Below are 20,967 nucleotides of genomic sequence, written 5' to 3' on the forward strand. Positions count from 1 at the left end.
ACTTTTTAATACCGATTGGGCATGAGTTTCGTAAGGTTGTTAGTTTTTCGTATTCACATTCTTTAAGGATGTCCTATTTGCTCTATAAAAATTGAGTGAAACTAGGCTTTTTTAGATAGCCCTATCTCTTTGAAGACATGATGTATGACTTCATTTTCTTTTTCATGAATATAACCATCAGAGATAGCAATGTCTTCTAATATTTTTGCAACCCTATTTTTTTTAGCTTCAGACATATCTTTTAAAATATGTATACTTTGAGCCATGTCAATAGTTCGTGACTGAATCAAAAAATTACTGTCAAAATCAATAATGGGCATCAGTTTACTCAAGGCATTTACTTCACCTTCGTGGATCTTCCCGTCTGCAATAATAACAGAGTCAATAAGATGGACTATCGCTAATTTTTCTGGTATATCAAACTCCATTATGCAGTTGCTTTATCTTTAATTTCAAACGGCTTTAATGCTAAATACGCCCTGTCAACCGATCGTATGTTTTCAAATACTAGCAATAATCTTAAGCCGTTGCGGGTCTTTTTTTCTTTTATTTTACATAACTGTGCATGGGATTGCACGTATTGCAAAACTCTTGTAAATGTTGCCGTTTGATAAAATGCCGATTGTTGATCGCTTAGAAAATACCCGATCATTTTACCTTGCTTCATTACTATTCTCTCTAGACCAATGCTATTTGCAATCCATTTTATACGAACAGAGTTGAGTAAATCTTGAGCTTCATCTGGTAATTCGCCAAAACGATCTACTAGTTGTGCCTCAAATTTTTGAAGCGCTGCTTCGTCTTTTACTTGGTTCAGTTCTGTATATAACGTTAGTCTTTCAGTAATATTATTGATGTAATCATCAGGGAAAAGTAATTCAAAGTCAGAATCTATCTGTGTTTCTTTTACAAAAATCTTCTCATGTTTGCCTTCAACTTCTTCGTAAAGATCCTTGAATTCATTCTCTTTTAACTCGTCAATGGCTTCAGCTAATATTTTCTGATAGGTTTCAAAACCTATCTCGTTTATGAATCCGCTTTGTTCTCCACCTAAAAGATCTCCTGCGCCACGAATCTCTAAATCTTTCATGGCAATATTGAAACCGCTGCCTAATTCTGTAAATTGAGCTAAAGCTTCTATTCGTTTGCGGGCATCATTAGTCATTGATTCATATGGCGGAGTAATGAAATAACAAAATGCTTTTTTGTTGCCACGGCCTACACGACCACGCATTTGGTGAAGATCGCTAAGGCCAAAGTTATTTGCGTTATTAATAAATATAGTGTTTGCATTGGTTACGTCTAAACCACTCTCTATTATTGTAGTAGATACTAAAACATCAAACTCGCTATTCATAAAACCTAGCATTAAAGCTTCTAGTTTTTTTCCATCCATTTGTCCGTGACCAACTCCTACTTTAGCATCGGGTACCAAACGCTGGATCATTCCGGCAACTTCTTTGATATTTTCAATTCGGTTGTGGATGAAGAAAACCTGTCCGCCACGCTCAATTTCATAACTCACGGCATCTCTGATCACTTCTTCGTTAAAGCGTATTACCTGGCTTTCAATAGGGTATCTGTTTGGTGGTGCGGTAGTAATTGTAGAAAGATCACGCGCAGCCATCAAGCTAAATTGAAGTGTTCTTGGTATTGGTGTGGCTGTTAATGTAAGAACATCTACATTTTCTTTAATGGACTTTAATTTATCTTTTACGGCTACTCCAAATTTTTGTTCTTCATCAACAATTAAAAGTCCTAAATCTTTAAATTGAACATTTTTATTCACCAGCTGATGTGTACCAATAATGATATCAACTTTACCCTCACCTAATCTTTGAATCGTTTCTTTTTTCTCTTTCGCTGTTCTAAACCTGTTCAGGTAATCTACTGTTACCGGCATATCCTTTAAACGCTCTGTAAAGGTACGATGATGCTGAAAAGCCAAAATGGTGGTAGGTACCAAAATGGCTACCTGTTTACCGTTATCCACTGCTTTAAATGCTGCACGTATGGCAACTTCTGTTTTACCGAAACCTACATCGCCACAGATTAAACGATCCATAGGTCGTTCGCTCTCCATGTCCCTTTTAACATCTTCGGTAGCAGTACTTTGATCGGGAGTATCCTCGTATATAAAGGAAGCCTCCAACTCATTTTGTAAATAACTATCCGGGTTATATTGAAAACCTTTTTCTAGTCTACGTTTTGCATATATTTTGATAAGGTTAAAGGCAATTTTCTTGACGCGAGATTTTGTCTTGTCCTTAATTTTTTTCCAAGCTCCAGATCCCAGTTTGTAGATTTTTGGCGGTGCCCCATCCTTACCGTTAAACTTAGATATTTTGTGTAATGAGTGTATGCTGACATAAAGAATATCACGCTCGCCATACATCAATTTTATAGCTTCTTGCTTTTTGCCTTCTACATCTATTTTTTGCAAACCGCCAAACTTGCCAATGCCGTGATCAATATGGGTTACGTAATCTCCAATTTCTAATTTGTTCAGCTCCTTTAAGGTAATTGCCTGCTTTTTGGCGTAACCGTTCTTAAGATAGAATTTATGGTAGCGTTCAAAAATTTGATGATCAGAATAGCAAACCAATTTTTGGTCGTCATCAATGAATCCTTGAAATAAAGGTGAAACTATTATTTGATAGTGAACTTGTTGGTTAACTTCTTCAAAAATATCATGAAAACGTTTGGCTTGCTGCTCACTGGCACAAAATATATAATTGGTATAGCCTTGATCTTTATAGCTGTTTAAATTCTCTATTAATAAATCGAATTTTTTATTGAAAGAGGGCTGAGGTTTAGAATGAAACTCTACCAAGTTTGAAGCATCACGATCTGCATCTTGACTTAAAACAGTGAATTTAGATAATTGCTGTTTAAACTCATTTCCTCCCATGAACAGTTCTTCAGGTTCGGCGTGATTTATGTCCGTAGATAATTTTGTAAAAGCTTCTTTCGCTTTGTCGAAAAAGTCGTCTAGACGGTCATATAATATATCGGTATTTTTAGTAAATACCAGTGTTTTAGAGGCTATATAGGTCAAGAAACTCTGTCGTTTCTCAATTAAAAACTTATCTGCCATGTTTGGCACAATGGTAATGGACTTTACCTTTTCTTTCGATAGCTGAGTTTCTACATCAAAAGTTCTAATACTATCTATTTCATCTCCAAAAAATTCTATTCTATAAGGCTCGTCGTGTGAAAATGAATACACATCTACAATACCGCCACGAACTGAGAATTCACCAGGCTCGGTGATAAAATCTACTCGCTTAAATTTATATTCAAATAAGATTTCGTTTAAAAAATCTAACGAAAGTGTATCCCCTAATTTCATTTTTAGGGTGTTCTTATCCAATTCTTTTCTGGTTACTACCTTTTCAAATAATGCGTCTGGATACGTAACTATAATAGCAGGTTTCTTCCTAGAATTTATTCTGTTCAACACTTCTGCACGTAAAAGTACATTGGCATTATCCGTTTCTTCTATTTGATAAGGTCTTCTGTAACTACCGGGGTAGAACAGCACGTGATCATCACCAATTAGACGTTCAAGGTCATTTAAGTAATAGGCAGCTTCTTCCTTGTCATTGAAAATTGCCAAGAATGGACGGTCTTCTGATTGAAAGAGGCTAGAAAGTACGAAAGACAATGATGAACCTACAAGACCTTTTAATGGAATGTTTTTTGTTCCCGAATTTTCAGAATCGGCAATAGTATGTTGCAGTTTCCCTATTTGAGGAGACTGATTATACCGTTGTTGGATAGAAGAATGACTCAACAGTTTATAATTTGTGCAAATATAAGGATACCTAAGAAATGGATACCACTCATTATTATCATATATGGGTTACATATTACCCTTAAAAAGTTGGAAATTGTGGTATAGCAAATAAAGAGTTGAATTATGGAAGAGAATGCGTTTGATGTTTTTGTAATAGGAAGTGGTATCGCTGGACAAACAGTAGCGAAAGCATGTGTAGATAAGGGCATGAAAGTAGGTATTGCAGATAATCGTGAGTTTGGTGGTACATGTGCCAACAGAGGTTGTGATCCCAAAAAAATATTATTGGGTGCCATGGAAACATATGAGCTAAGTCAAAACTTGAAGGGAAAAGGCATAAGCAAACCTGCTAAAGTTAACTGGAAGCAATTACAAAAATATAAGCGAAACTTTACCACTAACATACCTGCGTCAACTGAGCGTACGTTGAAAGAAATGGGTATTAAGTTGTATCATCAATCGCCACGTTTTATTGATGAAAACACATTGTCGGTAGAGGGTAAAACAATTACTGCTCATAAAATTGTTATTGCAACTGGGCAGATACCAAGGACCATGACAATACCAGGAGCCAAACATTTCAAGAATAGTGATGATTTCTTGAATTTAAAGAAACTTCCTGAACACATTGTATTTGTGGGTGGTGGTTACATTGGGATGGAATTTGCCCACATGGCTGCAAGAGCCGGAGCTCAAGTTACTATTGTTGATACAGGAAGCAGACCTTTACATGCTTTTGACCCCGATTTGGTAAAAGAACTTAGAAAATACTCTGAAAGCCTAGGTATCAAATTTATTTTTAATGCTCAACCTACAAAGCTTAAAAAGAAACGAAAAAAGCTCACTTTAACTTATGAGGTTAACGGAGAGGAAAAAAGCATTGAAGGAAGCGCTATGTTTAATACTGCTGGTCGTGTACCTGCATTAGCTGGTTTGGATCTTGAAAAAGGTAATGTGGATTTTAGCGACAAAGGAGTTGAAACCAATAGCTTTCTACAAAGTAGAAGTAACCCTAATATATACGCCTGCGGAGATGTATCCGATAAAAATTTACCGCTGACTCCGCTATCTGGTAGACAGGGGTATGTAGTGGCTGAGAATATTTTAAATGGTAACAAGAGGGAATTGGAGGTGCCAGTGATTCCGTCAGTGGTATTTACGTTGCCTAATTTAGCAACTGTAGGTTACTCTGAAGAAGAAGCAAGAGCGAGGTATAAAAACATTAGAGTTAATTATCAAGTTGCTACAGGTTGGTTTAATGCAAAACGCATTAATTCGCCATTGTACGCATATAAAGTGATAATGAATGCTAGGACTGGAGAAATTGTAGGGGCGCATATTTTAGGGCCAGATGCAGGTGAGACGATAAATATCTTTACCATGGCAATCAATAACGGAATGACAGATGCTGATATTAAATCTACTATTTTCTCATACCCTTCATGGGTAAACGATGTAAAAAGTATGGTTTAAGAGTTGTCTTTTAGACGTTCTTGAAGTTTTTTGTACGGACTAGTTTCATGATTTTTAATACCGTGAACAGCTGCGGCTATAAAAAGAATGACGGTACCTGCCATTGCTGAATAGGCAATGTACATATTTGAGCCGTTGTGTCTTATGAAAATAGCGAATAATGCCCATACGCCAACCAAGGCAAATTCTCGCATATTTCTTTTCCAAATCATGAGAAGGTTGATAACAGTAGCTGCTACAATCATATTTATTGTCCAAGCCTGTTCAGATAAAATGCCCCCGTTCCAATCTAATTTGCTTAAATATGCTGATATGTTGGCAATGGTGGCTACAGATATCCATCCGCTATAAAAACAGATGGGCCACCAAACAAAGGCAATGACGGTTATGGGAGCATCCCAACGTTCCATATTTGTGTTCAGAATAATTTTGATGAGCGAAACCAAAATACCTAACATTATTATAACTGAAAGTCCTGTGTAATTGTACATAAATGCAATTACCCAACAACAGTTTAAAATATTCGCTAAGACAAACCAGTAGCCTGTTTGTTCAATAAAATCACTTGGTTTATCACTGAAAAAAGCTCTTTTTACTTGAAAAATACCATATGCCAGTAGACTCAAAAATATAACACCCCAAATGGCAAAAGCATAACCTGCAGGAGTAAACAAATTAGCGTACTTGGCGCTCATCTCCCCAATGGTAGTATTGTTAAGTTTAAATACTTGTGAAATATAATTTACGAGAATGACCAAAATAACGGATACCAAATTGAGAACGGATAGCTTCTTTTTCATAATGTAAAATTATTACGGTTATCTTATAAAGTTATGCTCTTTAGCACATTAAACGAACTATTTTCAGTAATTGCGTTTCTTTTTTACCTCTTTAATGGGCACAGGTAGTACTACATCTCCTAAAAGCGCATATACTTCACAACCATCACAAGGTTCTAATGTATAGGTGCCGGTAAATTCCCCAAATGCAGGAACTATCATCTGGTGGTCGGTTTTATAAAAACAAGGTAACCGAACCGATTGCCTACCCAAACCACTTAACTTAATAGCTGGGTGTATGTGTCCTGAAAAATTGAATAGATTATCTCGTTCTTCTGGATGATGGGTTAATAGAAAAGTATCCAATACCAACTCCGGAATAACCTTAATGTTTAAAGCTTCATATTTCAACGGAGAAATAATATCATGATTACCACTTATCAAAATGATTTTTTGGGTGGTGGTTTGTACCCATTGTTCAAATAATGCCCATTCTATATTTAAGGAAGAATGGAACAAATCACCTAAAAAGACAATGGTTTTTGGCTTAAAAAGGTCTACAACTTCAGTTAATGCATCAAAATTTTGCATAACGGCTTGTTGCGGTACTGCAGCACCATATTTTCTAAAATGCGAAACCTTGCCCAAATGCACATCACTGATCAATAGCATTGATTTCTCCATCCAAAAGAGTGCACCAGAAAAGTGCATTTCAAAAGTTTGATTATGAAGAGTAATGGAATGGGTCATTGTTGCAAAATTACAAGAAATTTGTTTTGCGAAAAGTAATATCTATTTCTATATATACCCCTTTTGGGGGCTAGGGGGATTTTATTTCTTCATCAATAATGCCGCCATTTTTTTAATACGGTCTGCCAGTTTTTCACTTGATAATTTTTCTCTGTTCATGCGGTCGGTAATTAATGGAAATGAAAACGGAGTAGGTTTTGCACACGTTTTCCATACGATGTCTTGGCTAACAATTCTTTCTAAGGACAATCGCAAACGCCCTTCTTCCAGTTGGTGTTCAAAGGTTTCGGTAAAGGCTTGTTGAAACAATAAATTCCCGGGCTCATAATCTCTAAAAACATCAAAAAGCAACTGAGAACTGCTTTGTAAGTGCTTCATTTTTATGCCTTTTTTCGGGTATCCGGTAAATACCATGCCGCTGATAATGGCAACATCCCTAAATCTGCGACGCGCCATTTCGGTTGCATTTAAGCTTTTCTGCAAATCATCCAACATAAAATCGGTCGTAAATAAATCATTATCCAATACTTGTTGAATATCTATGGGTTGGTCAGATAGTAGTTCAAATCCGTAGTCATTGAATGCCAGCGAAAAAGTGATAGGGGAAAGTAAACTAATGCGATAGCCCAATAAACTGCCCATAGCTTCATGTACAAAACGACCTTCAAATGGGTAAAAAAGATGATGGTAACCATCTCGGGTCTTAAAGGTTTCAATTAAAAATTCCGATGGTCTTGGAACAATGCTGTCTCTTCGTTGTCGTTCAAAAAGAGGAACCAACGCTCTAATTTCTGCAGATTGATTTTTTAGCGGTTCGCCCGAACTGTACAGTTCATTTCGTAATAATTCTGACATTTGGGCGGATAGTGTAAGTCTACTGCCCATCCAACTAGAAATTTTGTTTGTTTTTTTGTTGGAGTTCCTGACCTGAACGGTCATTTCCTTTATCCGAATAAATTCTAAATTTCTACCAGCAAACGTAAAGACATCACCTCTATTCAGTTTGGAAATGAAGAACTCTTCAATAGAACCGATATAACCGCCTTTTTGATACTTGACGGCTAAATTGACATCGCCAACTATGGTGCCAATTTGAAAGCGGTGACGCATTGCTATGCCTCTGTTGTTCACTTTAAACTTACCATCTTCTTCGATTTCCACTTTTTTGTACTCGTCGTAACTCTGTAGACTTTGGCTTCCCATCACCAGAAAGTTCAAAAGCCATTGCCATTGTTTTTCGGTTAGCGCTTGGTAGCAAAATGTCTGTTTTATTTCTGGATAGATTTCTTTAGGGTAGAATCCGTCTGAAATTGCCAAAGTGGTTAAATACTGCAAGAGTACATCATAACTGTTGAGGTAGGGCATACGGTCTTCAACTGTGTTTTGTTTTACCGCTTTTTGCAATGCTGAGGCCTCAATAAGTTCAATGGCATGGGTGGGCAGAAAATAAATAACACTTTCTTTTCCAGGTCTGTGACCGCTACGCCCGGCACGTTGAAGAAATCGGGCAACCCCTTTTGGTCCGCCAATTTGTATGACCGTTTCTACGGGAGCAAAATCTACGCCCAAGTCTAAACTAGAAGTGCAAACAACCGCTTTCAATTGCTCATTACGAATGGCATTTTCTACCCAAACTCGTGTTTCTTTATTTATACTACCATGGTGCATTGCCATTTCACCTGCGTATTCTGGATGCTTTTCCAAAATTTTCTGAAACCAGATTTCGCACTGACTTCTGGTATTGGTGAATAGTAATGTGGTTTTGCTATTATTAATGATGGGAATAACGTCTTCCAATAAATGTAGTCCCAAATGACCACGCCAAGGAAAGGTCTCCATCTTTTTAGGAATGATACTTTTTACGGTAATCTTCTTATTGATATTCGCTTTTATAAGAACGGAATTTTCAAGGGCTTGCGATTCAATACCTAATAATACATCTCTAGCTTGCTCTAAATTACCTATGGTTGCAGAAATTCCCCAAATGCGTAATTGTGGCGATACATTTTTTAAGCGAGATAAAGCAAGTTCCATTTGAACACCACGTTTGGTGCCCAATATCTCGTGCCATTCATCAACTACAATGGCAGAACAATCTTTAAATATTTTCTCATAGCCTTTAGTGGCGAGTAGTAGTTGCAAGCTTTCGGGAGTGGTAATCAACAAATCGGGCATTTGCTTTTTTTGCTTTGCGCGTTCTTTCGTGGTGGTATCCCCAGATCGAATACCAACGGTCATCTGTGTGCCTAAATCTAAAGTAATGCGTTCTGCGGATTGTTTTATTTCTTGTGATAATGCACGTAAGGGAGTAATCCAAATAGCTTTTAGTCCCTTTTTGTGTTTGGTTTTATAATCGGGATTGTTTTTAATATAATTCAACACAATAGGAAACCACAAAGCATAGGTTTTTCCACTGCCCGTTGGTGCATTTAGAAGTCCGTTTTTACCCTGCAGAAAAGCTTTCCAAGTATCTTTTTGGAATTTAAACGGTTTCCAATCTTGTTCTTGAAACCAATTTTCGGCGATATCGTATAATTTCTCCCTATTCATGGCTCGGAATTAATCCCTTCAAATCCTCAAGCGTATTCGCTTCATGAATGTTCTTATCTTTTCGCCATCGTAGCATTCTTGGAAAACGAGTAGCGATTCCGCTTTTATGACGCTTTGATAACGCAATACCTTCAAAGGCTATTTCAAATACGTGATGTGGTGTAACACTGCGAACAGGTCCGAATCTTTCTAGCGTGTTTTTCTTTATCCAGGCATCAAGCTTTCTGAATTCGGCATCTGTTAATCCGGAATAAGCCTTAGCGAACGTTACCAGTTCTTTTTCTCCTTCCTCGTTATCTTTCCAAAGCGCAAAGGTATAATCCGTAAAAAGATTACTGCGCCTTCCATGTCCTCGCATAGCATAAGTAAGTACGGCATCTATAGTTAACGGGTCTACTTTCCATTTCCACCAATCGCCTTTTTTTCGTCCTACTAAATAAGGAGAATCTTTTCTTTTAAGCATCAATCCCTCGCTATGCATTTCGCGAGCACGGTCTCTTTCTTGTGCCAGTTCATCCCAAGAATTAAAGTGCATGGTTTCTGATTGGTGAAGGGGAATATCATTTCGGCTACGCTCAGTGGCCTCACTACGGCTATCCTCAGCCACATCTTTAAATAGTTTTTCTAAAATCTCCCTGCGCTCAATAAAAGGTGATTTTCGAATATCTTCTCCTTCCCATTCTAAAATATCATAGGCTTTTAAAATAACGGGGACTTTCTTTAAAAGTGCTGGGGTTACATTTTTGCGACCTATACGTGTCTGCAAGTCATTGAAAGTGCCGATCGTTTCATTTGGGAAAGGTAGAATTTCACCATCTATAACCGTACCGTTGGGTATGATGCCTACAAATTTTTCAAATTCAGGATACTTATCCGTAACCAGTTCTTCTCCACGGCTCCACACAAAAAGATCATCATTTCTAAGAATCACTTGAGACCGAATTCCGTCCCACTTATGTTCTGCAAACCAATCATTGATATCACCTAAATCTGCTGCTTCACCTTCAATAGCGTACGCTAAATAAAACGGATAGGGTTTAGATAAGTAATCACTTTCATTTTCTTCAAGTACCAATTGCTGAAATGAAATAGTGTTGGGGTCCCAATTACCCATTAGTTTGTAGGCTAATATATCTTCATCTATTTCGGTTGCTTTTGCCAAAGCACGGGTCATTAGTTTTTGACTAACACCAATTCTGAATCCGCCGGTAATTAATTTGGTGAATACAAAACGTTCATAGTAGTTGAGCATTTCCCAATTTTTGTAGAGGTATGCTTTTTTGTCCTCGTCAGTCTTCTTTTTCAAAGCAATCATTTCTTGTAGAAATGTCGTTAGGCTTTTATCCGATGATTGGTCGGCTGCAGGAATGACCAAGGCAATCGTTTCTGCCAAATCACCTACAATATGATAGCTTTCTTCAAATAACCAAAGTGGAATATTCGCCGATTCTGAAGCCCAAGTTCTTAAAAGTGTTGTGTTTACCGGTCTTGGAGGTCTACGATGCGATAAAACGGCAATGGTCCAGACTTTATCTTCATCATTTGCTTTTAAAAAGTAGTCGGTCAATGCTTGTACCTTAACCGTTGTTTTATTGGTACTATCTAATGTCTTTATGAGTAGAGCAAAATTTTTCATACGGCTGCAGTCGATTTTGATGCCAATGCAGTTTCTGTTTCCTCTTCGCCATATTGTGTAGCTTCGGTACGGGCATCATAGCCTTGTTCTCTTAGATATTTTGAGAAGATGTCCGCATATCCATGGGTGCAAATAACTTTTTCTGCACCTGTAGCTTCAATACTTTGTAGTAGCCCTGTCCAATCGCAATGGTCACTTAACACAAAACCTTTGTCAATAGCGCGTCTTCTTCGGGCGCCTCTAAAAGTCATCCATCCGCTGGCTGAAGCTGTCACATACGGTACCATTTTACGAATCCAAGTACTACCATGAGCACTTGGTGGAGCCAATACTATATTTCCTAATAATTGTTCTTTCTTTGTTTCTTTGGTAATCAATGTAGTTTTTGGGAAATCTACTAATGGTCGTAACACTTCGGTCATGTTTTCAATGGCGCCGTGGGTGTAGATTTCTCCAATATCTGTATTCAAGTATTTTAATAAACGCTGTGCTTTCCCTAAACTATAGCCAAATAGAATAGAGGTTTTACCCTCAGCTTTATTTTCTGCCCACCAATTATTAATGTTTTCCAATACTTCTGCTTGTGGTGTCCATTTAAATGCTGGTAGTCCAAATGTACATTCGGTAATAAAGGTGTCGCATTTTATGGGTTCATACGGAGTAGAAATGCCATCGTTTTCAGTTTTATAATCCCCTGTAAATACCCAAACTTCACCTTTATGTTCAACTCTTATCTGCGAAGAACCAATAATATGACCAGCAGGGTGAAGACTAAATGTAACATTATTGATGATGAAGGTTTCTCCCCATTCCTTTCCGGTTACATTGATTTCTCCTAATCTGTGCAGAATAATTGGAACATTTCTATGATGGGTAATGTACTTTTTATGACCATATCTACTATGGTCTGCATGACCATGAGATATTATAGCGTGATCAACCGGTTTCCATGGGTCAAGGTATACTTGAGCCTTTTTGCAATAGATACCATTGCTCGTAAATTGTAATAATGGGGTTTTCATAGCTTTTTCAAGTTACAAATTTTGGATGCAAACAAAGTTGTTGCCAAACTAAACTATGACCTCTAAAAAAATTATATTTGCTCAATAATTAAAAAATAGGATATGTCTTTTGCAGATTTATATACAAGTGGCGAGCACAGAAGAAATTTGGCTCATTTTGCCGCTTTAGCAACTTTAGCGTCTATAGACGGTGAAATTAGTACTGAAGAGAAAAATATGTTAGATCGTTTTGCTACGAAACTAGATATTACAAAATCTGAGTATGAAGAAGTTTTTAACAAAGAAAATAAATACCCAATTGATTCTACTTCAGATTCTGAAAAGCGATTGGAACGTTTGTTCGATTTGTTCAGAATTGTATATTCTGACCATGAAATTGATGATGAAGAGAGAATTTTACTTAAAAAGTATGCTATAGGTTTAGGATTTACAGGTGAGAAAGCTGATAAAATAATTGAGCGCTCTGTAGCAATTTTTAGCGGAAAATTCGATTTTGAAGATTATCTATACCTTCTTAATAAATAAGAATCTGGATTTTTTGAAATAAAAAGGGGAGCCAATGGCTCCCTTTTTTCAATGATATTTATCTAAGAATTCTTGTAGTTTTTCTACCATATTTCTACTTCCACAGAAGAACGGAACCCGTTGATGTAGTTCTGTTGGTTCAATATCCATAATTCTGTTTTTACCGCCAATTGCCAAACCGTTTGCCTGTTCGGCTAAGAAAGCCATAGGGTTACACTCATATAGCAACCTTAATTTACCACTTTCGGTAACGCTACTTTTTGGGTACATATAGATACCACCTTTGATCATATTTCTATGAAAATCAGAAACTAAAGAGCCTATATATCTTGAAGTATATGGTCTGTCACCTTCTTCCATTTGGCAATATTTGATATAATCTTTTACGCCTTGGTGAAAATGTACATAGTTTCCTTCGTTTACAGAGTAGATTCTACCATTTTCTGGAAACATCATGTTAGGATGTGATAAATAAAAGGTTCCTAAGGCGGGGTTTAATGTAAAACCGTTTACACCATCTCCTGTAGTATATACCAACATGGTAGATGTACCGTAGACCACATAGCCTGCAGCAACTTGTTTGTTGCCGGGTTGTAAAAAATCTTCCATGGTTACTGGTGTTCCAATTGGGGTAACACGTCTGTATATGGAAAAAATTGTACCTACAGAAACATTTACATCAATGTTAGAAGAGCCGTCTAAGGGATCAATTAGAACTACATATTTATTTTGATGATTCTCATCATTACTATTTATGCTGATAAAACTGTCTTCTTCTTCAGAAGCAATACCGCAAACAATCTCTCTGTTTTTTAAGGTTTGAATGAATTTGTCATTAGCAAATAAATCTAATTTCTGTTGGTCCTCTCCTTGTACATTGGTTTCGCCAACGCCGCCTAAAATATCGATTAACCCTGCTTTGCTAACTTCATGGTTAACCACTTTTGCGGCTAACCTTATTGCATTAATTAGTTTTGATAGTTCGCCTGAAGAGTATTGAAATGAATCTTGATTTTCAATAATAAATTCCCCTAAGGTCTGATTTCTTTTTGAAGACATTTTTTAGTTTATGGTTTATACAAATATCGTGTATTTTGTTAAACGTTTCATTTTCATTTAAATTACGCTTTGTAAATTTATAACTTTGTGTTTTATTTGTAACAATTATGAAATATACCATTAGAGTTGCCCAAAGAGAAGACATGAAGCAAGTGCTTCAATTAATTCAAGAATTAGCCACTTTTGAAAAGGAAGAAGATGCCGTAGAGGTAAGTGTGCAAAATTTGGAAGAGGACGGGTTTGGTAAACAGAAGTTGTTTCACTGTTTTGTTGCGGAAAAAGATAATTTAATTGTTGGTATGGCATTGGTGTACCCAAGATATTCTACGTGGAAAGGACCGGTCATTCACTTAGAAGATTTAATAGTAACAAAAGACGTGCGTGGTACCGGTTTGGGTACGGCACTGTTGAATGAGGTGGTTAAATATGGTGCTACCTTAGGAGTAAAAAGAATTAGCTGGGAAGTAATTGATTGGAACGAACCTGCTATTGGTTTTTATGAAAGTAAAGGAGCTAAGGTCAAGAGAGATTGGGATGTAGTTCATTTAGACGAAGCCGGTATAAAAGAGTATTTAAGCGCTTTAGCTTAAAATAAGAACTAAAAATTTAGATAGATATAGCATATGAGGGTTTTTAAATTTGGAGGAGCATCTGTAAAAGATGCAAATGCGGTTAAAAATGTAGTTAAGGTCTTAAAAGAAGTAGGGTACGAAAATACACTATTAGTAGTTTCGGCAATGGGGAAAACCACCAATGCCATGGAGGATATCATTAATGCCTATTTTGAAAATAAAACAGCAATTCCGTCTAAGATTGCCGAGATGGTAGATTACCATTTGGGCATAGTTTCAGAATTGTTTCCCAATACACAGCATGGCATATATAACGATATAAAAATATTGGTCGATGAAATAAACGGTTTTTTAGTATGGAATAAATCGCCCAATTATAACTTTGTCTATGATCAAATAGTAGGGTATGGTGAGTTACTTTCTACCACAATAATTAGTGCATATTTTAAAGAAATAGGTATCACCAATAATTGGTTAGACGTTAGAAATTTTATAAAAACGGATAGTAGTTATAGAGATACAACGGTTGACTGGGAACGGACTCAAAAGAACGTGACAACCATAGATCAAAAGGTGTTGAACATTACACAGGGCTTTTTAGGAAGTGATGATAACAATTTTACGACTACCTTGGGTCGTGAAGGTTCTGATTATTCTGCTGCTATTTTAGCTTATTGCCTAAATGCGGATTCCGTAACTATCTGGAAAGATGTACCGGGTGTTTTAAACGCCGATCCAAGGTATTTTGAAGAAACTGAGTTACTGAATAATATCTCTTATAGAGAAGCCATTGAATTGGCGTTTTATGGTGCCTCCGTAATACACCCAAAAACATTACAACCACTACAGCGCAAGGAAATACCACTGCATGTAAAATCTTTTATAAACCCTACAGGTAAAGGTACTACGGTAGGTAAGGGTGTTGGTATTGAGCCAAAGGTACCTTGTTTTATCGTCAAGAAAAATCAGGTGTTGATGAAATTATCTTCACTAGATTTCTCTTTTATTGTAGAAGATAGTATTAGTGAATTATTTAAGTTATTTCATCAGCATAAAATAAAAGTAGATCTCATTCAGAATTCTGCCATTAGTTTTTCTGTGTGTATCGATAATAAATTTGGGGGTCTAGAGGCTCTTTTACAACAGTTAAAAAGTAAATTTAAGGTGGCGCACCATGAAAATGTTTCTTTGTATACCATTAGACATTTTAATAATAAGGCACTGGAATCTTTGCAAAACGGGCATGAGTTGTTGTTAGAACAGCGAGGTACAGAAACAGTTCAGTTAGTAGTGAAATAATTCTATCTTTATTTCAGTAATTTTTAATAGGTAGCTACAAAGGCTATTTTCCTATATTTACAGTCTAATCGAAGATGATTTATGGGTTTAGTTACCGCGAAGGAAATTGCCGAGGCGATCAACCTCTCCAAGTACGGAGTGTTTGGTGCCTTTATTGGTTGGGTGTTATTGAAAATAACCAGATTATCTAGCATCAATCGGTTTTATGATACTATTGCAGATTTAGAAGGTGAGGATTACATAAATGCAATCCTAGATCATTTTGAGATTGATTATGAAATTCCTGAGGAAGACTTTAGACGGCTACCTAAAGATGGGGCGTATGTAACCATTAGTAATCATCCACTAGGTGCTATTGATGGTATCTTATTGTTTAAACTGATGTTAAAGCAACGTCCAGACTATAAGATTATGGCTAACTTTCTGTTACAGAGGATGGTGCCTTTAGATCCTTATATTCTTCCTGTAAATCCGTTTAGCGAACACAAAGATGTACGAAGTAATTTAGTGGGATTCAAGAAAACCTTGGAGCATTTAAAAAATGGTCATGTATTGGGGGTTTTTCCTGCCGGTGAAGTTTCAACTTATAAAGATGGCAAGCTGATTGTTGATAAACCTTGGGAAGAGGCTGCAATAAAATTGATAAGAAAAGCCAATGTTCCGGTAGTACCTATTTATTTTCACGCAAAAAATAGTTCATTGTTTTATAGGATCTCAAAATTAGGAGATTCATTAAGAACCGCAATGATACCTTCACAAGTATTTTCTCAAAAAAAGAGACCTATTAAGGTAAGAATAGGACAGCCCATCTCTGTAAACACGCAAAAAGAACACGAAAGTATCGAAGAATATACAGAGTTATTGCGCCGTAAAACTTATATGCTTTCCAATGCATATGAGAAAGAGCGTTTAATAGATCAACTGCCAACTTCGCTTAAACTACCAAAGCAGCCTAAAAAAATTGCTGATGCTATTCGTAAAGAGGTGATGGAGGGTGAAATAGAAAAACTTAGGGAAAAAGATTGCCGTTTACTCCAAAGTAAAAATTATGAGGTTTTTTTAGCGAAGGAAAGAGACATGCCTTTTATATTACAAGAAATTGGTAGACAGCGTGAAGTAACGTTTAGAGCGATAGGAGAGGGAACCAACAAAGCTATTGATTTAGATAGTTTTGATAGTTATTACCATCATCTTTTTCTTTGGGACAATGAAGTGAAATGTATTGTAGGAGCATACCGAATGGGTATGGGGTCAGAGATCTATCCTCAACATGGTATTGACGGGTTTTATGTACAAGACTTGTTTAGGGTAGAGCCAGAATTGTATGATATGATGCAACACTCCATAGAAATGGGACGTGCCTACATCACCAAAGAATACCAACAAAAACCTATGCCCTTATTTTTACTTTGGAAAGGGATTGTACATACCACATTACGTTTTCCGGAGCATAAGTATTTGATCGGCGGCGTAAGTATCAGTAATCAGTTTTCTAACTTCTCTAAATCATTGATGATCGAGTTTATGAAGTCTAATTATTGGGATCCGTATGTGGCACAATATATTAGACCTAAGAAAGAATTCAAGGTAAAATTAAAGGATGCAGATAAGGAGTTTGTTTTTGATGAAACGCAAGCCGATTTAAATAAGTTTGATCGCTTGATCGATGAGGTAGAGCCTGGTAATCTTCGTTTACCGGTATTGATCAAAAAGTATATAAAACAAAATGCAAAAGTAGTCGCTTTTAACGTGGATCCGTTATTCAATAACTCGGTAGATGGATTAATGTATATCAAAATTGCGGACTTACCAGAAAGCACGGTAAAACCCGTTATGGAGGAATTTCAGGCAGAATTGGAACGTAAGTTATTGGAGTCTCAAAACCCTGAAGTAGAAGTGTAATTTAGTCTATACCAACAACGCTACTACGTTTTTCAAAAAGTACGTTATCTACCCATTTGCCGTGTAATTTACCAACGCGCTCGCGTTTGCCGATTTTTCTAAATCCTGTAGCTTCGTGAACTTTAATGCTGCCGTAGTTTGTAGGGAATACACCAGATTGTAGGGTCCAAATACCTTCTTGTTCACTAGCGGATATTACATGCTCCAATAATAGCTTACCTAAACCTTTTCCTCTGCTATTTTTAGAAACATAGATACTTATTTCTGCTACACCGCCATAAACGCATCTGTTGGAAACGGGGGAGAGGGCAACCCAACCTAATATTTGTTGATTGCTTTCAGCTATAAAACGGCAGGTGCTCATATGTGCTATGTCCCACGTTTCAAAGGTGGGTACATTGGTTTCAAAAGTAGCTATACCGGTATCGATCCCTTCTTGATATATATTGGCAACAGAACTCCAGTCCGTCGGCAGCATTGTTCTAGTGGTTACATCATTCATATGGAATTTTTAACAACAATTGCTTTTAGTGGTGTCGAAGAAAGAATTTAGTGATGCTTGTACCGCTGTCCATTTTGGTAGATGAATACAGTAGCATACTGTTTTACCTTCTATTTCGCCTCTAATTAAATCTATACTCTTAAGCTCTTTTAAATGCTGTGAAATAGTAGGCTGAGCTAAACCTATTTCATCAACAATATCATTGCAAATACACGCATCTTGCTGACTTATATATTGTAAAATAGCAATTCGTGCAGGGTTGGAGAGGACCTTGAAAATAACTGCGAGTTCATTCTGCTCTGCATTGAATATTTGCGTTTTGGTTATTCCCATTTTGTATTTGGATATTGCTATATTGCGATAATAAAGTATATAAAAAAAGCCAGATAATGTTTTATCTGGCTTAAGTTATTTAGAACCAAGGTTTTTTACCTACCTGGTATGTATTGTAAAATTCTTCGTCAGATTTGGTTAGGTATATGATGCCTTCAATAATGCCAACTACCCACATGGCAGATGCACCGATACCACATGTTACCGCCCCTAATACAAGAGTGATAACTAGCATTATAATACCTTCTTTTTGATATCCTAAAATAAACTTGTGAATACCTAATGAACCTATTACAATAGCCAATATACCGGCTAGCATTTTTTTGTTTTCGCCTCCAGCTCCACTGAAAGCTTCTCTTGCCCCTGCAGTAAATTCATCCGCGGTTTTTTTAGCCCCATCGCTAAATTCTTTTGTAGATTCTTCTGCTTTATCTCCGAAATCTTTATTTTCTTCTGACATTTTAATTGTTGTTTGGTGGTTATTATAAGCGATAAATGTAGCGATTATTTTAACATCATAAAAATGCTTTATCTATTGGTTCCCAAAGTTCTAGCTTATTTCCGTCGGGATCTAAAATCCAACCGAATTTTCCATATTCAAATTCTTGAATTTCACCTACCACTGTTACACCCTCTTCCTTTAGCACTTTTAGTAATTCCACAAGATTTTCAACCCTAAAATTCATCATAAAACTAGATTGGCTAGGATTGAAATATTCTGTATCTGCGTTCATTGGACTCCATTGTGTTGAGCAATCATTGCCTTCTTTGTCTTTCCACCAAAAAGTACAACCGTATTGATCTGTATTCAGCCCTAAATGTTTATTATACCAATTTTTAGAATGGTCAGGATCTTTTGTTTTAAAGAAGAATCCGCCTAATCCTGTTACTCTTTTTTTCATAGCTATCTATTTTTTGATATTATTCTCGTATAAATCAATCCATTGTTGGGGCGTCATTTTGGTACATAATTCGGCAATAAGCTTATACGGAATATCATCCATGTTTTTAAACCGAATACAACTTTTACCCATATCTAGTTTGCGTTTGCAGTGTATGGGGTATTTGTTCTTAAACCAATTCATTAGCGAAATATCTGCGTAAATGCCTGAATGGTACAGTGCAATAAAATTCTTTTGTGAAGCTAAATTGATAAAAGGTAATGGTAGTTCTGGTTTTACATGATAGCCTGCCGCATATATAGAATGTGGCACTACATAGCCCAACATGCCATAACTTAATTGCTCTTCAAAACCATTGGGTAAATTTTTTAAAATAATACCTCTTAGTTTTTCAATTACCACTTTGCGTTCTGGTGGTAATTGGGCAATATACTCGTTTGGAGTGTTGGCTTCGTATTTCATATCACTCTAAAAATTTAGCTTTTACTTTATCTACCACCGTTTGGGCCAGTTTTATTTTGCTTTCTACTGTCCAACCTGCTACGTGAGGTGATAGTATTACTTGGTCAGAATTAATTAGGTATTGAAATGCTTCGGGTAAATTATCATCTGTAAACATATTTTCAAAAGAGGCTTTTTCATATTCCAGTACATCTAAACCTGCACCAAGAACTTTACCTGATTTTAAGGCATTGACCAAATCTGTGGTTATAATACATTTGCCTCTGGCGGTATTGATGATCCAAATGGGTTTATTGAATTTTTCTAGAAACTCGGCATTGACCATGCCAATGGTTAATTCGGTTTGTGGTACATGTAGACTTATAACATCAGCCCTATTTTGGAATTCCATAATACCTACTTGGCGTGCATTATCATCTTCTACACCACCTTTAATATCATAGCAAATAACTTCTTCTACATCAAAACCTTGTAATTTTTTAGCAAAGGCTTTACCCATATTACCATATCCTATAATACCTACTACTTTGCCTTCTAGTTCTATGCCACGGTTGCCTTCACGGTCCCATTTGCCACTTCTAACTTCTTTATCTGCGGTATTTAATTTGTTAAAGAGCGATAAAAGCATACCTAACGCATGTTCACCAACGGCATTACGATTACCTTCTGGTGCAGCAGCAAGAAAAATACCAAGAGATTTGGCATGTTTTGTGTCAATATTTTCGAGACCCGCACCTAGTCTCCCTATAAATTTCAGTTTTTTTGCTTTATCTAAAAACTGTGCATCAATAGTAAACCTACTGCGAATAATGAGGCCGTTGTAGTCTCCAATCTTCGCTTCGATCTGTTCTTTGGTCGAGCTATAATCTTCATCGTTCTGAAAACCTAATTCAGAGAATTGTTCAATGATCAATGGGTGATTTATATCTACGTGTAATACTTTCATTTATGCTCAATTATATTTTGGGGTAATCTGTTTTTGTTTTTTCGTCTTTAACGTTTCCGGTATGAGAAGTGCTTGATTTTTCAAAAAGCATAACCTGTACTTCTTCATCATTTTTGGTCATAGGGCAATGTTCAACTCCTTTGGGGACTATAATAATTTCACCTTGTTGTACTACTTCTATGCGGTCTCTAAATTGCATGTGTAACGTGCCTTTTACTACTTGAAAAAGCTCATCTTCATTCTCGTGAGAATGCCATACAAATTCACCTTTTAGTTTTGCCAGTAATACCTGCATATTATCTACAACACCTATTTGGTGTGGATGCCAATGCCCATCTACGGCTTCGTATTTTTCTTTTAGATTGATACTTTTCATGGGCGTGACTATTCTATCTTATATTTTGGTAAAAAGAAGGTCAAATTGTTTTTCAATGAAAATTAATGTAATAATATACG

General features: G+C 36.5%; 20 protein-coding genes. 5 read left to right on the forward strand and 15 right to left on the reverse strand.

From position 1 onward, the window contains the following. Nucleotides 1-101: 101 nt before the first annotated feature. Nucleotides 102-428: a tellurite resistance TerB family protein gene (locus tag BW936_RS03680; protein WP_076546959.1), complete on the reverse strand. Its 327-nt coding sequence runs from the start codon at nucleotides 426-428 to the stop codon at nucleotides 102-104. Further along, nucleotides 428-3,796, reverse strand: coding sequence for a transcription-repair coupling factor (gene mfd / locus BW936_RS03685; RefSeq protein ID WP_076546960.1), 3,369 nt, complete (start codon nucleotides 3,794-3,796; stop codon nucleotides 428-430). The genes BW936_RS03680 and mfd overlap by 1 nt, the downstream gene beginning before the upstream one ends. 126 nt (nucleotides 3,797-3,922) lie before the next feature. On the opposite strand from mfd, the gene BW936_RS03690 reads away from it, so the two are divergent. Next, a complete protein-coding gene (locus tag BW936_RS03690; RefSeq protein ID WP_076546961.1) occupies nucleotides 3,923-5,272 on the forward strand; it encodes a dihydrolipoyl dehydrogenase family protein in 1,350 nt (449 codons plus the stop codon). Here the strand turns inward: BW936_RS03690 and BW936_RS03695 are convergent. The 5 genes from BW936_RS03695 to BW936_RS03715 form a co-directional block, all read right to left on the reverse strand. Then, on the reverse strand, nucleotides 5,269-6,072 hold the full coding sequence (locus tag BW936_RS03695; protein WP_076546962.1) for a hypothetical protein: 804 nt from the start codon (nucleotides 6,070-6,072) through the stop codon (nucleotides 5,269-5,271). The genes BW936_RS03690 and BW936_RS03695 overlap by 4 nt on opposite strands. Nucleotides 6,073-6,135: 63 nt before the next feature. Beyond that, entirely contained in the window at nucleotides 6,136-6,801 is a 666-nt protein-coding gene (gene pdeM / locus BW936_RS03700; RefSeq protein ID WP_076546963.1) for a ligase-associated DNA damage response endonuclease PdeM, read from the reverse strand. Between the two features lie 81 nt (nucleotides 6,802-6,882). Beyond that, nucleotides 6,883-9,351 (reverse strand): ligase-associated DNA damage response DEXH box helicase, encoded by a 2,469-nt coding sequence (locus BW936_RS03705; RefSeq protein ID WP_076546964.1) that lies wholly within the window; start codon nucleotides 9,349-9,351, stop codon nucleotides 6,883-6,885. Continuing rightward, a complete protein-coding gene (locus BW936_RS03710; protein ID WP_076546965.1) occupies nucleotides 9,344-10,987 on the reverse strand; it encodes an ATP-dependent DNA ligase in 1,644 nt (547 codons plus the stop codon). The genes BW936_RS03705 and BW936_RS03710 overlap by 8 nt, the downstream gene beginning before the upstream one ends. After that, nucleotides 10,984-12,009, reverse strand: coding sequence for a ligase-associated DNA damage response exonuclease (locus BW936_RS03715; protein WP_076546966.1), 1,026 nt, complete (start codon nucleotides 12,007-12,009; stop codon nucleotides 10,984-10,986). Before BW936_RS03715 ends, BW936_RS03710 begins: the two co-directional genes overlap by 4 nt. Before the next feature lie 102 nt (nucleotides 12,010-12,111). Between BW936_RS03715 and BW936_RS03720 the strand changes: the two genes are divergently transcribed. Beyond that, the gene (locus BW936_RS03720; RefSeq protein ID WP_076546967.1) at nucleotides 12,112-12,534 is read left to right on the forward strand and encodes a tellurite resistance TerB family protein; all 423 of its coding nucleotides are present in this window, start codon (nucleotides 12,112-12,114) and stop codon (nucleotides 12,532-12,534) included. Nucleotides 12,535-12,582: 48 nt separating this feature from the next. Here BW936_RS03720 and fbp read toward each other — a convergent pair whose 3' ends face one another. Beyond that, nucleotides 12,583-13,593, reverse strand: a complete 1,011-nt coding sequence (fbp, locus tag BW936_RS03725) for a class 1 fructose-bisphosphatase (RefSeq protein WP_076546968.1) — start codon at nucleotides 13,591-13,593, stop codon at nucleotides 12,583-12,585. A gap of 107 nt (nucleotides 13,594-13,700) precedes the next feature. Here fbp and BW936_RS03730 point away from each other — a divergent pair, with 107 nt between their 5' ends. The 3 genes from BW936_RS03730 to BW936_RS03740 all read left to right on the forward strand — a co-directional run bounded on the left by BW936_RS03730 (nucleotide 13,701) and on the right by BW936_RS03740 (nucleotide 17,366). Beyond that, the gene (locus tag BW936_RS03730; protein WP_076546969.1) at nucleotides 13,701-14,183 is read left to right on the forward strand and encodes a GNAT family N-acetyltransferase; all 483 of its coding nucleotides are present in this window, start codon (nucleotides 13,701-13,703) and stop codon (nucleotides 14,181-14,183) included. 33 nt (nucleotides 14,184-14,216) lie between these two features. Next, nucleotides 14,217-15,464 (forward strand): aspartate kinase, encoded by a 1,248-nt coding sequence (locus tag BW936_RS03735; protein WP_076546970.1) that lies wholly within the window; start codon nucleotides 14,217-14,219, stop codon nucleotides 15,462-15,464. An 81-nt stretch (nucleotides 15,465-15,545) separates the two neighbouring features. After that, nucleotides 15,546-17,366, forward strand: a complete 1,821-nt coding sequence (locus BW936_RS03740; protein ID WP_076546971.1) for a GNAT family N-acyltransferase — start codon at nucleotides 15,546-15,548, stop codon at nucleotides 17,364-17,366. A gap of 1 nt (nucleotide 17,367) precedes the next feature. Here the strand turns inward: BW936_RS03740 and BW936_RS03745 are convergent, their stop codons facing one another. From BW936_RS03745 to BW936_RS03775, 7 genes are all read right to left on the reverse strand, one after another. Further along, nucleotides 17,368-17,868, reverse strand: a complete 501-nt coding sequence (locus BW936_RS03745; protein WP_076546972.1) for a GNAT family N-acetyltransferase — start codon at nucleotides 17,866-17,868, stop codon at nucleotides 17,368-17,370. A gap of 9 nt (nucleotides 17,869-17,877) precedes the next feature. After that, a complete protein-coding gene (locus BW936_RS03750) occupies nucleotides 17,878-18,201 on the reverse strand; it encodes an ArsR/SmtB family transcription factor (protein ID WP_076546973.1) in 324 nt (107 codons plus the stop codon). Between the two features lie 79 nt (nucleotides 18,202-18,280). Next, nucleotides 18,281-18,661, reverse strand: a complete 381-nt coding sequence (locus BW936_RS03755; protein WP_076546974.1) for a TM2 domain-containing protein — start codon at nucleotides 18,659-18,661, stop codon at nucleotides 18,281-18,283. A 55-nt stretch (nucleotides 18,662-18,716) separates the two neighbouring features. Next, nucleotides 18,717-19,103, reverse strand: a complete 387-nt coding sequence (locus BW936_RS03760; RefSeq protein ID WP_076546975.1) for a VOC family protein — start codon at nucleotides 19,101-19,103, stop codon at nucleotides 18,717-18,719. 6 nt (nucleotides 19,104-19,109) lie between these two features. Further along, nucleotides 19,110-19,565 carry a DUF1801 domain-containing protein gene (locus BW936_RS03765; RefSeq protein WP_076546976.1) on the reverse strand — a complete coding sequence of 152 codons (456 nt, stop codon included), beginning with the start codon at nucleotides 19,563-19,565 and terminating at the stop codon, nucleotides 19,110-19,112. Nucleotide 19,566: 1 nt separating this feature from the next. Next, on the reverse strand, nucleotides 19,567-20,511 hold the full coding sequence (locus tag BW936_RS03770) for a 2-hydroxyacid dehydrogenase (RefSeq protein ID WP_076546977.1): 945 nt from the start codon (nucleotides 20,509-20,511) through the stop codon (nucleotides 19,567-19,569). A 10-nt stretch (nucleotides 20,512-20,521) separates the two neighbouring features. After that, nucleotides 20,522-20,887: a cupin domain-containing protein gene (locus BW936_RS03775; RefSeq protein WP_076546978.1), complete on the reverse strand. Its 366-nt coding sequence runs from the start codon at nucleotides 20,885-20,887 to the stop codon at nucleotides 20,522-20,524. Between the last annotated feature and the right edge of the window lie 80 nt (nucleotides 20,888-20,967).

It is taken from the genome of Maribacter ulvicola (genome assembly GCF_900155985.1).
Classification (GTDB): domain Bacteria; phylum Bacteroidota; class Bacteroidia; order Flavobacteriales; family Flavobacteriaceae; genus Maribacter; species Maribacter ulvicola.

Coding starts and splice junctions, on each gene's coding strand:
- BW936_RS03680 (WP_076546959.1), bottom strand. CDS start 428: ATGGAGTTTGATATACCAGAAAAATTAGCGATAGTCCATCTTATTGAC.
- BW936_RS03690 (WP_076546961.1), top strand. CDS start 3,923: ATGGAAGAGAATGCGTTTGATGTTTTTGTAATAGGAAGTGGTATCGCT.
- BW936_RS03695 (WP_076546962.1), bottom strand. CDS start 6,072: ATGAAAAAGAAGCTATCCGTTCTCAATTTGGTATCCGTTATTTTGGTC.
- pdeM (WP_076546963.1), bottom strand. CDS start 6,801: ATGACCCATTCCATTACTCTTCATAATCAAACTTTTGAAATGCACTTT.
- BW936_RS03705 (WP_076546964.1), bottom strand. CDS start 9,351: ATGAATAGGGAGAAATTATACGATATCGCCGAAAATTGGTTTCAAGAA.
- BW936_RS03710 (WP_076546965.1), bottom strand. CDS start 10,987: ATGAAAAATTTTGCTCTACTCATAAAGACATTAGATAGTACCAATAAA.
- BW936_RS03715 (WP_076546966.1), bottom strand. CDS start 12,009: ATGAAAACCCCATTATTACAATTTACGAGCAATGGTATCTATTGCAAA.
- BW936_RS03720 (WP_076546967.1), top strand. CDS start 12,112: ATGTCTTTTGCAGATTTATATACAAGTGGCGAGCACAGAAGAAATTTG.
- fbp (WP_076546968.1), bottom strand. CDS start 13,593: ATGTCTTCAAAAAGAAATCAGACCTTAGGGGAATTTATTATTGAAAAT.
- BW936_RS03730 (WP_076546969.1), top strand. CDS start 13,701: ATGAAATATACCATTAGAGTTGCCCAAAGAGAAGACATGAAGCAAGTG.
- BW936_RS03735 (WP_076546970.1), top strand. CDS start 14,217: ATGAGGGTTTTTAAATTTGGAGGAGCATCTGTAAAAGATGCAAATGCG.
- BW936_RS03740 (WP_076546971.1), top strand. CDS start 15,546: ATGGGTTTAGTTACCGCGAAGGAAATTGCCGAGGCGATCAACCTCTCC.
- BW936_RS03745 (WP_076546972.1), bottom strand. CDS start 17,868: ATGAATGATGTAACCACTAGAACAATGCTGCCGACGGACTGGAGTTCT.
- BW936_RS03750 (WP_076546973.1), bottom strand. CDS start 18,201: ATGGGAATAACCAAAACGCAAATATTCAATGCAGAGCAGAATGAACTC.
- BW936_RS03755 (WP_076546974.1), bottom strand. CDS start 18,661: ATGTCAGAAGAAAATAAAGATTTCGGAGATAAAGCAGAAGAATCTACA.
- BW936_RS03760 (WP_076546975.1), bottom strand. CDS start 19,103: ATGAAAAAAAGAGTAACAGGATTAGGCGGATTCTTCTTTAAAACAAAA.
- BW936_RS03765 (WP_076546976.1), bottom strand. CDS start 19,565: ATGAAATACGAAGCCAACACTCCAAACGAGTATATTGCCCAATTACCA.
- BW936_RS03770 (WP_076546977.1), bottom strand. CDS start 20,511: ATGAAAGTATTACACGTAGATATAAATCACCCATTGATCATTGAACAA.
- BW936_RS03775 (WP_076546978.1), bottom strand. CDS start 20,887: ATGAAAAGTATCAATCTAAAAGAAAAATACGAAGCCGTAGATGGGCAT.